Below are 12,028 nucleotides of genomic sequence, written 5' to 3' on the forward strand. Positions count from 1 at the left end.
AGACGGCTGCCTGGTGCAGGCCTGAAGAACTGCGCGGTCGCGGTGGGAGCCGGCTTGCCGGCGATAGGGCCGGTAGGGTCACCGCCACCGGTTCAGACAAGCCTGCTGTTCCCGCCAAGCCTCTTCCTGCACCACCGCCCTGAACCGCACCGACGCCCCCGGCATGCACTGCGCCAGCTGCGCCAACGCCAACGGCGTCAGCGCCCCCAGCCGCGGATAGCCACCTATGGTCTGGCGGTCATTGAGCAGCACGATCGGCTGACCATCCGGGGGCACCTGCACCGCCCCCAGCGCAATACCCTCCGATATCATCGGCGCGCCCTGATAAACCAACTGCGGCCCGAGCAACCGAATGCCCATACGGTCTGCTCGGCTGTCCAGCGTCCAGTCACGGTTGAACGCCTCGAACAGGCTGTTACCGCTGAAATCACCGATCTGCGCGCCAATGACCAGATCGAGCACGGGCTTTTGTGGATAACAGGGCCGCAGCACCTCCGGCACTTCGCGCAGGGCTGGCTGCGGGCCGGCGAACGTCAGCGATTGCCCTTTGCCCAGCGCCGCCCCTCGCCCATCGATGCCACCCAGTGCTTCACGCACAACAGTGGCGCAGCTACCCAGCACGGCTTCACCTTCGAACCCGCCCGGCGCCGCAAGGTAAGCCCGCACGCCCTGCCGGGGTTGTTTCAAGGTCAGCCGCTGGCCCTTGGCCAAGGCAAAGCTGCGCCAGGGTGCCAGCGGCTGGTCATCGACGCGGGCATCCAGGTCGGCACCGGCCAGGGCCAGCACGCAATCCTGCGCGGCCACCACGGTGAAGCCGCCCAGCGCCACCTCGACCACCGGCGCGCCCAGCGGGTTACCCAGCAGCCAGTTGGCCCACTGCATCGCCACCCAGTCCAGCGCCCCGCCTTGAGTCACCCCCAGGTGCCGCACGCCAAAGCGCCCGGCGTCCTGCAACTGGCACAAGGCAGTGCTGGCTTCGATCTTCAACAGCGTCATGCCTGTGCCTCCAACGGGCTGTCATCGCCGCCCAATGCCAGGAACTCGGCATGGGACACCGCCACGAAACGCACCCGATCACCCGGCTGCAGCAGGCTGTAGCCTTCACGCTCGCGATCGAACAGGCGAACCGGGGTACGCCCGATCAGGTTCCAGCCGCCCGGCGACACCGCCGGATAGGCCGCTGTCTGGCGCTCGGCAATGCCGACACTGCCGGCCGCCACGCGCTTGCGCGGAGTGCTCAGCCGCGGGGATGCCAGGCGTTCGTCCACCAGCCCCATGAAACCGAACCCCGGAGCGAAGCCAAGGGCGAACACCGGGTACTCGCGCTCGCTGTGCAAGCGGATCACCGCTTGCTCGCTCAAGCCACTGCGTGCGGCCAGCAACGGCAGCTCAGGGCCCACAGAGGCGTCGTACCATACGGCAATCTCGTGCCGGCGGCCGCTGGTGCCCGAGCCTGGCTGCAGCCCCTCCAGCGCCTGGCCGATCAACGCCCTCGCCTGCCGTGGCGGCATATCGAACTGCACCATCAGCGTGGTATAGGACGGCACCAGGTCCACCAGGTGCTCACCGAAAGCGGCACTCAAACGTTGGCTCGCCGCGAGCAGCCACGGCATGTTGGCCTCGTCGATACGGTCGAACAGGCGCACCATCAGGCTATCGATCGCGACCGCCTCGATACGCAGCTTCATGCCGACCCCAGCGCATCGAGCGCCTGGCGGATCTGCCGCACCGCCGCTACCGAGCTGTCATTGTCACCGTGCACGCACAACGTACTCGCCTGCAGGCGCAAGGCACTGCCATCGTCGGCCACCAGCGTTTCACCACGGGCCAGGCGCAAGGCCTGCTCGACCACCAGGGCCGAATCGTGATGAACCGCACCCGGCAGGCGCCGCGACAGCAAATGGCCGCTGGCGGTGTAGGCGCGGTCGGCGAATGCCTCGAACCACAACGGCACGCCAACCTCGTCACCCAAGGCCCGTGCTGCGCTGTCGTCGGCAGTGGCCATGAGCATCAAGGGCAAACTGGGGTCATACCCCGCCACGGCTTCGAGCACGGCACGCAGCTTGAGCGGGTCGGCCATCATGTCGTTGTAGAGCGCGCCGTGGGGCTTGATGTAGGCCACGCGGCCACCCTGGACCTTGCAGATACCGTCGAGAGCACCGATCTGATAGTGCAGCAGGTCGCGAATTTCCTCGGTACTGCAGGCCATGGAGCGGCGACCGAAGCCGACCAGGTCCGGGTAGGCCGGGTGGGCGCCGATGGTCACGCCATGCTGCAGGGCCAGCGCCACGGTCCGGCGCATGGTGCCGGGGTCGCCGGCATGGTAGCCGCAGGCGATGTTGGCGCAGTCGATGTAGGGCATTACCTCGGCATCCAGGCCCATGCGCCAGCTGCCAAAGCTTTCCCCCATGTCACAATTGAGTAGCAGGCGTTTCACCTGGCGAGCTCCCGTGTCGATGTTCATGTGCCTACCTTAACGCGCCTGAAGGTGTTTGCCGCGGGTTTCCGGCAGGCTCAAGGCCGCCAGGATCACCACACCGTACGACACCGCGGCGAACCCGCCAATGCCCAGCCCCAGCGGCACCTTCTGGCCAAGCAGGCCGATCAGCAAGGGGAACATCGCGGCGATGATCTTGCCGACGTTGTAGCAGAACCCCTGCCCCGAGCCACGGATGCGGGTGGGGAACAGCCACCGACGTGCAGTAACACATCCTACAGACCCTTCTGAAATTCGCCCTCCCCCTCCCCTATCGTGGTGGACACAACATCGCTTGAACCCTAGCCAAAGCGGCAATTCGATATCTCGTAACCTCCATGAATGCCGCGATTTTGCTGGATGCCCGCGTTGACAGCTCTGTCTATCCAGGTATTTACTTTCCCCCGTTTCAAGGCCAGAGCACGGAGCACCGCATTGACGGGCTGGCCATACTGACAGGGAGATACGTCTGATATGAGTATTGCAATACTGCGCATGGCCGTCTCAGCACCGTTGAACAAGAGCGGTAGGCCATGATTAAAGGGAACATGTACGACCGCCTCTCACAAAGGCGCGAAGCCGCTGAAGCACTCGCCAAGGAAGAAGCAGAACGACAGGCCGCCGCTGAAGCGGCCTTGCAAGCGGCAACACTTGCCGAGCGCGCCCGACCTTTGCCACTGGTAGCCGATCACAACGAATTGCATGCTGCCGGGTTGCGCCTGGTCATGCCGCCAGGCCTGAACCTCCACGAGTCCATCACGACGCTGCAACTGGGTCCGCACCAGGTGACCCTGGCTGCAAAACGCCTAAGCGTTGCACAAGGGCAAACACTCGACCATCTGCTTGAACAGCATCTGGCAGAGGCGCTTCAGCGCCATACGGAGGTCACCCTTATCCGCAAGCACCCCTGCACCTTGGCGGGGCACGACGCGCTCAATCTCGACTACCGCTTCACCAATGGCTCAGAGGCCCGCCACTGTCGAGCGGTAATGATTCTGGTGCCTGAACGTGTTGGCCAGGAAGCGCAGGCGCTCACGCTCACCACCATCGTCGACCCCGATCACGAGCCCTTGTCCAGCTGGTTGATCACCTTCGATGCCATGCTGGCCAATATCACCAGCGCGCCAGCCGTGGCCCGGGAGTAGTTGCCATGTTCGAAGCAGCACGCTGGGGTGACGACATCGAGCACACCTCAGCCCTCACAGGGTTCCTTGCCGGAGCGGTTGCGGGGTTGGCGCTGGTTGCAGCCGCAACGTTCATGGTCTGTACAGGCGGGTTGGGTGCTTTTCTGCTGCTCATGGTCGTTGGCCTGGGCGCGAGCGCCCTGCCCGGTCTGGGTGAGGATCTCGGTTCGACCTTTGGCTCACCCACAGGGCAGATCGAGCAGCCCGGTTGTTCCCCGAACGTCTTCATCAACGGCCGCAACGCTGCGCATGTCACCGAAAGTACCGCCGTATGCGAGCAGCACCCAGCCCCCGTACAAGTTGCCGAGGGGTCCAGCAACGTGTTCATCAACGGCGTCGCGGCGGCACGCAAGGGTGACAAGCTGACCTGTGGTGCCAGCATCGCAGCTGGGTCGAACAACGTATTCATCGGCGGCGGCACGCAGCGCTACCTCAAGGTCAGTGAGGAAGTGCCGGACGAGCTGCGCGTCACCGTCGATGTGCTGATGGTCGTGGCCTCCATGGGGCGCTCAGTATTCAACGTCGCGACCATGGGTTTGCAGGCAGGCCTCAAGGCCGCAGGGCCCTGCGCCTTGCAGGTTGGGGTGACCATCGCCGGCAGCTATCTGGCAGGCCGCTACCTGATCGGCCCTGCCGTGGAGCGGGCCATCGCTGGTTTCGTCGGCAACCCGGTTGACCTCACCCGCGGGCGCAAGGTACTGGCCGACGAAACTGATTTCGTCATCCCCGGCCTCATGCCCATCGAGTGGTCACGCTTCTACGCCAGCGACCTCGATACCGGCAGCGTGCTAGGGCGCGGCTGGACTCTGCCCTGGGAGCAGAGCCTGCGCCGCAATGGGTGCTTCGTGTACCTCAAGGACAACCAGGGGCGCAGTGTTCCTTTCGCCGATGTCGAGCCGGGCGAGCGCATCTACAATCCACACGAGCAGTTGACGCTGGTGCGCACCCTCGGTGGCCATTACATCTTGCAGACACTCGACAACCTGTTTTTCTATTTCGGCGAAGTAGCCAACGACAACCAGGAAGTGCCCCTGCAGCGTATGGAAAACGCTTTGGGCCATTACCTGCACTTAACACACAACGCCGATGGCTGCCTCACCGACATCAGCGCACCAGGCGGCATACGGCTGCACCTGCACTACGAGGCCCCCTTTGGCCGACTGGCCTCGGTCAAGCGCATCATTGCCGACGCAGCCGTCGAGACCTTGGTGCGTTATAGCTACGACAACAAGGGGCAGCTTGCCCAGGTGGTCAACCGCAACGGCGATACCACCCGCACGTTTTCCTACGCCGACGGCCTGATGTGCCGCCACACCAATGCCCTTGGCCTGATCAGCGAGTACCTCTGGCAAGTCATCGATGGCCAACCCCGGGTGGTCGAACACTCGACCACCGACGGCGAGCATTATCATTTCCGCTACGACTTCGCCCTGCGCACGAGCTGGGCCACGGACGTACTGGGCCGGGAGCTGGAGATCCACTACAACGAAGACCACCGGGTCGTCGCCAGCCGCGACTTTGGCGGCGAGCGCTACGGCATGGAATTCGATGCGTTCGGCAACATCATTGGCTTCACCTTGCCGGACGGTAATCACCTGGCGCTCAAGTACGACGACTTTGGCCGCTTGGTCGAAGAAACCGACCCGCTGGGCCGCACGATCCGCTACAAGCACCACCTCGCCACCCCGCTGGTAACGGAAACCCAGTTCCCCGATGGCAGCGTCTGGAAGTCCCGATACGACGGCAAGGGCAACCTGATCGCCGAAATCGATCCCCTAGGCCACAAGACCGAGTACCTCAACGGCGAAGACGGCCTGCCGCACACGATCATCGATGCGAACTTCAAGTCCAAGTACCTGTGGTGGAACGCCTACGCCCAGGTCGATCGTTTCGAGGACTGCTCAGGCAAAAGCACCTACTACCGCTACGATGAGCGGCAGCACCTGATCGCCGTCACCGACGCGCTGAACCAGACCACGACGCTGGAGCGCAAACCCGACGGCGAAGTGCTGCGCATCTGCCATCCGGATGGCACCGCCGAATCCTTTACCTACAACGCCCTCGGCCAAGTGCTGACCCACACCGACGGCAAAGGCCAGACCACGCGTCTGCAGCGCACCTCGCGTGGCTTGCCCAGCAGCCGCCAGGATGCCAAAGGGCAGTGGATTCGTTACGAGTACGACAAAGCGATTCGCCTGACTGCGTTGGTCAACGAAAACAGCGCGGCCTACCGCTTTGCCTATGACGCGTCGGACCGCCTGAGTGAAGAAGTGCGGGTGGACAACCTGACCCGGCGCTTCAGCTATGACGTTGGCGGCAATCTGGTTCGCCTGGACGAAATCGGCTATGGCGAAAACGGCGAACGCCCGGAACGCAACACGCTGTTCGAGCGTGACGCGATTGGCCGCTTGCTGGCCAAGGTCAACCGCGATGCCCGTCAGGATTTCGAGTACGACGAGGCCGACCGACTGCTGAGCATTCAGCGCACGCCGAGCAGTCTGGGCAAGCAGTTGGGCATCACGGATGAAAGGCTGAGTTACTGCTACGACCTGCTGGGACGCTTGACGCAGGAGCTGACCCCGAGCGGAGCACTGGATTATGAATACGACCCGCTCAGCAACCTGACCACGCTGACCCTGCCGGATGGCCGCAAGGTCAACCACCTGTACTACGGCAGCGGTCACCTGCACCAGCTGAATCTCGACGGCCAGGTCATCAGCGATATGGAACGCGATGACCTGCACCGCGAGGTGTACCGTACCCAGGGCAAGCTCACCAGTTGCTTTGGTTACGACGCCATGGGGCGCAAGGCGTGGCAGTTTGCATCGACCCTGCCGGCAGAAAAGCTGTCGCAAGTGCACAACCCCGGCATCAATACGTCGTTGCTGGTGGAGCATGCGTACAACCCGATTCACCGCCGTTACCAGTACGACCCGGCTGGGGAGTTGGTACGCACCCTCGACAAATTGCGTGGCGAAATCAAATACGAGTACGAAGCCAACGGCCAGTTGCACAGCCGTGATACCGGATCCCTCGTAGGTAGTGAAGAGTTCCGCTACGACCCGGCCGCCAACAGGCTGGACTTCAATGCGCGGCAGTTTGAGAAGGTCCAAGACAACCGCATCAAGCGTTGGCGGGATCAGGAGTACAGGTACGACCCGTGGGGCAACCTGATCGAGAAGCGCTCGGGGCATAGCAAGTTGCAGAGCTTTAGCTATGACTGCGAGAACCGGCTGGTTCGGGCTGAGACGCTGGTCAATGGCAAGTTGGAAAGCACCGGCACGTATCGCTATGACAGCCTGGGGCGCCGGGTAGCCAAGCAATCGGAGATCAACGGCATCACGGAGCAGAAGCGCTTCCTCTGGCAAGGGCTGCGGATGCTGCGTGAGGAGAAGCCTGAGCAGAGCATCCTGTATTGCTATGAGCCGGGTAGCTATGCGCCGTTGGCTCGTGTTGATCAGGCGGAGGGACAGGAGCAGAAGGTCTACTACTTCCATACGGACCAGATTGGAACGCCTCTGGAGATGACTGATAGCGAAGGCCAAATTGTCTGGCAGGCGACGTATCGTTCGTGGGGCTCGATTGAGCAGCTGACGATCAATGAAGTCGAGCAGAATCTGCGATTCCAAGGCCAGTATTTTGATAGTGAAACAGGTTTACACTACAACACATTTCGCTTCTACGACGCTGAAATTGGGCGTTTTTTATCGCAGGATCCAATAGGTTTGGCAGGCGGGATTAATATTTACTCGTACGCTGCAAACCCTGTTCTCAGCATTGACCCGCTGGGGTGGTGCTCTACAAAGCTGGGCAATAACATGGGGGCTAGAAAAGGTGACGGGATGGCAAACCATCACCTTATACCTGAAGAAATCCTTAATAACCCACAATATGCCAAAATGTTTGATCGGCTTAAATCTACAGGATTCAACGGTGATGGACCTTCCAATGGGATTTTTCTACCAGGTAGTAAAGGTTTGACGCAAAAAATAGATCTTCCGGGGCATTGGTCAAACCATGCAAAGTATACTGATGTGATTGAGTCAAAGGTCTCGGCATTAAATAAGCTGTTTGAGGCTCAAAAATTGTCAGATACGCAGTTAGTTTTGGGTATCGGGAAAATACAAAATTTCGCACGGGAAGGGCTTGAGGCTAATAAGTTTGTTGTGGATGCTATTACGGGGCGACTCCTATGAGCACTAATGAAAACATTTATTATGTTATGAATACTGACTTAACGGAGGCTGGAGGCCCCGTAAGTATGGCGGGCTTCTTTAATTGCGAAAGGTTCGAATGGGATCCCTATGAAGCCAATCCACAAGAGCTAGAAATAAAGCATAAATACAAACTTCATTTGACGGATTCGAATTTAGATATTAATAACATCGACTTCGATTTTTACCAGATTGGAGCTACCTATGTTTCTCAGAGATTTTTAGATGTTTGCGATAGTTTGGGAGTCAAGTATAGGGCGGTCCCGCTCGAGTTGCAAGTAGGGCAAAAGACTCGGCGGGGTGAGTTTTTTATTTTCCTTCCAGGGGAAAGCTTGGCTGCAATGGATAAAGCTAAGTCAATATACAAAGTCTCGAAAGATATTGAGACAGGTAAAGTAATTGATAGCTCCCTTTATCCATGCTCAGTGAGTATCGATAAGATAGATTTGCTTGTGATATCCAAAGATATACAGAGTGATATGTTTAGATGTCAGGAAACTTTGGAGCTATTTTGCAGTGAGCGTTTTTTTGCGGCTGCAAGAGAATTGAAAGGGATATCATTTTTGCTAATAGATGACACGTACAAGTACGATCCTTGGTCTGAGCTGGACGATATCTGAGGGCTCCAGCTACGCGTTGTGTAAAGATGCTCAGTTTGTCATCCAGGATTCTTAAAATGGAATACTGCTCTTTAAAATCGTATGTGAGTTTTGGGAGCGGAGACCCACACCGACGGCAAAGTCCAGACCACGCGCTTGCAACGTACTTCGCGTTGCCTGCCCAGCAGCTGCCAGGATGCCAAAGGGCAGTGGATTCGTTACGAGTACGACAAAGCGATTCGCCTGACTGCGTTGGTCAACGAAAACAGCGCGGCCTACCGCTTTGCCTATGACGCGTCGGACCGCCTGAGTGAAGAAGTGCGGGTGGACAACCTGACCCGGCGCTTCAGCTATGACGCGGGCGGAAATCTGGTTCGCCTGGACGAAATCGGCTATGGCGAAAACGGCGAGCGCCCGGAGCGCAATACGCTGTTCGAGCGTGACGCGATTGGCCGCTTGCTGGCCAAGGTCAACCGTGATGCCCGCCAGGATTTCGAGTACGACGAGGCCGACCGATTGCTGAGCATTCAGCGCACGCCGAGCAGTCTGGGCAAACAATTGGGCATCACGGATGAAACGCTGAGTTACCGCTACGACCTGCTGGGACGCTTGACGCAGGAGCTGACCCCGAGCGGAGCACTGGATTATAAATACGACCCGCTCAGCAACCTGACCACGCTGACCCTGCCGGATGGCCGCAAGGTCAACCACCTGTACTACGGCAGCGGTCACCTGCACCAGCTGAATCTCGACGGCCAGGTCATCAGCGATATGGAACGCGATGACCTGCACCGCGAGGTGTACCGTACCCAGGGCAAGCTCACCAGTTGCTTTGGTTACGACGCCATGGGGCGCAAGGCGTGGCAGTTTGCATCGACCCTGCCGGCAGAAAAGCTGTCGCAAGTGCACAACCCCGGCATCAATACGTCGTTGCTGGTGGAGCATGCGTACAACCCGACTCACCGCCGTTACCAGTACGACCCGGCTGGGGAGTTGGTACGCACCCTCGACAAATTGCGTGGCGAAATCAAATACGAGTACGAAGCCAACGGCCAGTTGCACAGCCGTGATACCGGTTCCCTCGTAGGTAGTGAAGAGTTCCGCTACGACCCGGCCGCCAACAGGCTGGACTTCAATGCGCGGCAGTTTGAGAAGGTCGAAGACAACCGCATCAAGCGTTGGCGCGACCAGGAGTATCGCTATGACCCGTGGGGCAACCTGATCGAGAAGCACTCGGGGCATAGCAAGTTGCAGAGCTTTAGCTATGACTGCGAGAACCGGCTGGTTCGAGCGGAGACGCTGGTCAATGGCAAGTTGGAAAGCACCGGCACGTATCGCTATGACAGCCTGGGGCGCAGGGTAGCCAAGCAATCGGAGATCAACGGCATCACGGAGCAGAAGCGCTTCCTCTGGCAAGGGCTGAGGATGCTGCGTGAGGAGACGCCTGAGCAGAGCATCCTGTATTGCTATGAGCCGGGTAGCTATGCGCCGTTGGCTCGTGTTGATCAGGTGGAAGGACAAGAGCAGAAGATCTACTACTTCCATACGGACCAGATTGGAACGCCTCTGGAGCTAACTGATAGCGAAGGCCAAATTGTCTGGCAGGCGACGTATCGGTCTTGGGGGGCGATTGAGCAGCTGGCGGTCAATGAAGTCGAGCAAAATCTAAGGTTTCAGGGCCAGTATTTTGATAGTGAAACCGGCCTGCACTACAATACGTTTAGGTATTACGATCCACAGGTGGGACGATTTACCGCGCAAGACCCTATAAGTTTGTTAGGTGGAGATAACTTATATCTTTTTGCACCTAATTCAACAAGATGGATTGATCCATGGGGACTGAGCTGTCGCACTGAATATTTGGGTAGAACTCCGGGCAAGTCGAGCAGAACCGGCAGAAAAGTAATTGAAAACATGAGGAATGAGGGTAGGATTAGAGGCCGAGGTGACTCGATGGAGTTCAAAAGCGCAACAGACAAGCAGTGGTATTCGGTTCGAGAAGCTGATATGTCACACAAATATGATGCGGTGACATATTGGAATGATAGGGGTGGGTTCTTCGGCGCCAAATCTAAAGAAGTTCGCAAGTGGATGCTTGACCTCAAGAACTACGAACTAGAGCATTACTCGTATAATAGGTCCGCTGGTGCAAAGCTGAATCAATTTTATAGGTCACCAGATAACATTATTGGTCCGCATGAAATCTTTCAATATTGAGGTGTCTATGAATGATCTTTCGGAAGCGAATCTGCAGTTATCTCAAAAAATCGTAGATACTGTTGAGTCTGGTAACGAACTAGAAGAGTCGGGTGACTACGATGCTGCGCTACAGAAATATAGTGAATCATGGGATATGCTTCCAGAGCCAAAGGAAAAATGGGATTTATATCATTGGATTTCCAAATGTAATTCTGAGGTTTATTTGAAAAGGCACGACTACAAAAATGCTAAAGAATGGGCGTTAAAGGCTGTTGAGTCCAAACCCACTCGAGAAACGTCTAGCTTGATAATTCTGGGTGCCTCTTTGCTTGGGCTGGGCGAAAATAAGCCTGCATTTGATTCCTTCAAGACGGCTTTCGACATGGGAGGCGATAGAGCTTTTCAAGGCTTCGATAAAAAATATCTGAATTTCGTCGTCCATTTCAATGGTTAGTGATGTGCAGGAACTTTCGGATCAGTTATATGACGAAATTGTGCTGAAAAGCGAGCAGGGTAACATTCTAATGGATCGGAGTAACTACGCAGCCGCTGCACAGATGTTTACTGCTGCGTTGAGGAAGCTACCTGAGCCCATCGATCAGTGGGAAGCGTACGTTTGGCTGAAAGCAAGTATTGGTGATGCCTATTTTTTCATGGGAGACTACCACCGCGCGATGTATGAATTTTTTGATGCTATGAATGGTCCAAACGGACCTCAGAATTGCTTTGTGATCTTTCGTCTAGGCCAATGCCTTTACGAACAAGCAGCCCCTGATGCAGTGGACTATTTATGCAAGGCGTATCTTCTTGAGGGTGAGAGTATTTTTAGGCGCGATGATGAAAAATATTTAATTGCCGTAAAATCGGCACTAGCACTTGCAAAGTAAAATTGATACTCAGTGTGGTGAATAGTTTTTACACGCAGGATAACGGTTAAGTGCTCGAGTGAGATTTCGTTTTTTAATTTGGTGGAGATAGTGCGTATCTCAGCGTGGCCAAAAGTCTGGATAATCACAATTTACTGCTGCTCTTCACTATAAGCTCTTAAGCTGCGAGGCAGCAGCTTGATAGATTGGATCTCCCAGATTCTGGATTCATACATGAGCTCTCTACTTGCGATAAAGAAAATTATTTTCTCGATTTCTAACCTTTGATGAGATTCAAAAAAAGAGGGCATCCTACACTTACGTAGGCCATGATGATCAGGTTGCTACAACCAATTCGCCTGGATTGTCGATTCCTCTCCAATACGCAAATCTTGAAGCCTCCGCTGTTAAGGATGATGAGATCTCAGTCGCATCTTTGGTCTCCAGTGGAGCCCCATGTGGGGCGGTGACTCCCAAAGTACTGGAGTCG

The 12,028-nt window shown here is 57.2% G+C and carries 8 protein-coding genes and 2 pseudogenes; 6 read left to right on the top strand and 4 right to left on the bottom strand.

The window, feature by feature from the left end:
* Nucleotides 1–78 precede the first annotated feature (78 nt).
* The 4 genes and pseudogenes from ABRP30_RS21130 to ABRP30_RS21145 all read right to left on the bottom strand — a co-directional run.
* The gene (locus tag ABRP30_RS21130; RefSeq protein ID WP_349974673.1) at nt 79–996 is read right to left on the bottom strand and encodes a biotin-dependent carboxyltransferase family protein; all 918 of its coding nucleotides are present in this window, start codon (nt 994–996) and stop codon (nt 79–81) included.
* The gene (pxpB, locus tag ABRP30_RS21135; protein ID WP_349974674.1) at nt 993–1,688 is read right to left on the bottom strand and encodes a 5-oxoprolinase subunit PxpB; all 696 of its coding nucleotides are present in this window, start codon (nt 1,686–1,688) and stop codon (nt 993–995) included. The genes ABRP30_RS21130 and pxpB overlap by 4 nt, the downstream gene beginning before the upstream one ends.
* Nucleotides 1,685–2,464, bottom strand: coding sequence for a 5-oxoprolinase subunit PxpA (locus tag ABRP30_RS21140; protein ID WP_267818017.1), 780 nt, complete (start codon nt 2,462–2,464; stop codon nt 1,685–1,687). Before ABRP30_RS21140 ends, pxpB begins: the two co-directional genes overlap by 4 nt.
* Nucleotides 2,465–2,473: 9 nt before the next feature.
* Nucleotides 2,474–2,689: pseudogene (locus ABRP30_RS21145) on the bottom strand (MFS transporter); the annotation flags it as partial.
* Between the two features lie 320 nt (nt 2,690–3,009).
* On the opposite strand from ABRP30_RS21145, the gene ABRP30_RS21150 reads away from it, so the two are divergent.
* From ABRP30_RS21150 to ABRP30_RS21175, 6 genes and pseudogenes are all read left to right on the top strand, one after another.
* A complete protein-coding gene (locus ABRP30_RS21150; RefSeq protein WP_349974675.1) occupies nt 3,010–3,621 on the top strand; it encodes a DcrB-related protein in 612 nt (203 codons plus the stop codon).
* Nucleotides 3,622–3,626: 5 nt separating this feature from the next.
* Nucleotides 3,627–7,856 (top strand): RHS repeat-associated core domain-containing protein, encoded by a 4,230-nt coding sequence (locus ABRP30_RS21155; RefSeq protein WP_349974676.1) that lies wholly within the window; start codon nt 3,627–3,629, stop codon nt 7,854–7,856.
* Nucleotides 7,853–8,494 carry an imm11 family protein gene (locus tag ABRP30_RS21160; protein ID WP_349974677.1) on the top strand — a complete coding sequence of 214 codons (642 nt, stop codon included), beginning with the start codon at nt 7,853–7,855 and terminating at the stop codon, nt 8,492–8,494. Before ABRP30_RS21155 ends, ABRP30_RS21160 begins: the two co-directional genes overlap by 4 nt.
* Nucleotides 8,495–8,596: 102 nt before the next feature.
* Nucleotides 8,597–10,690: pseudogene (locus tag ABRP30_RS21165) on the top strand (RHS repeat-associated core domain-containing protein); the annotation flags it as partial.
* 7 nt (nt 10,691–10,697) lie between these two features.
* Nucleotides 10,698–11,126 (top strand): hypothetical protein, encoded by a 429-nt coding sequence (locus ABRP30_RS21170; RefSeq protein WP_349974678.1) that lies wholly within the window; start codon nt 10,698–10,700, stop codon nt 11,124–11,126.
* Between the two features lie 4 nt (nt 11,127–11,130).
* Nucleotides 11,131–11,559: a hypothetical protein gene (locus tag ABRP30_RS21175; protein WP_349974679.1), complete on the top strand. Its 429-nt coding sequence runs from the start codon at nt 11,131–11,133 to the stop codon at nt 11,557–11,559.
* Nucleotides 11,560–12,028 lie beyond the last annotated feature (469 nt).

Source organism: Pseudomonas sp. WHRI 8519 (genome assembly GCF_040224055.2).
Classification (GTDB): Bacteria; Pseudomonadota; Gammaproteobacteria; order Pseudomonadales; family Pseudomonadaceae; genus Aquipseudomonas; species Aquipseudomonas putida_X.

Bases quoted from the DNA above. Each gene is read 5' to 3' on its own strand.
- ABRP30_RS21130 (WP_349974673.1), bottom strand. From the start codon at position 996: ATGACGCTGTTGAAGATCGAAGCCAGCACTGCCTTGTGCCAGTTGCAG.
- pxpB (WP_349974674.1), bottom strand. From the start codon at position 1,688: ATGAAGCTGCGTATCGAGGCGGTCGCGATCGATAGCCTGATGGTGCGC.
- ABRP30_RS21140 (WP_267818017.1), bottom strand. From the start codon at position 2,464: ATGAACATCGACACGGGAGCTCGCCAGGTGAAACGCCTGCTACTCAAT.
- ABRP30_RS21150 (WP_349974675.1), top strand. From the start codon at position 3,010: ATGATTAAAGGGAACATGTACGACCGCCTCTCACAAAGGCGCGAAGCC.
- ABRP30_RS21155 (WP_349974676.1), top strand. From the start codon at position 3,627: ATGTTCGAAGCAGCACGCTGGGGTGACGACATCGAGCACACCTCAGCC.
- ABRP30_RS21160 (WP_349974677.1), top strand. From the start codon at position 7,853: ATGAGCACTAATGAAAACATTTATTATGTTATGAATACTGACTTAACG.
- ABRP30_RS21170 (WP_349974678.1), top strand. From the start codon at position 10,698: ATGAATGATCTTTCGGAAGCGAATCTGCAGTTATCTCAAAAAATCGTA.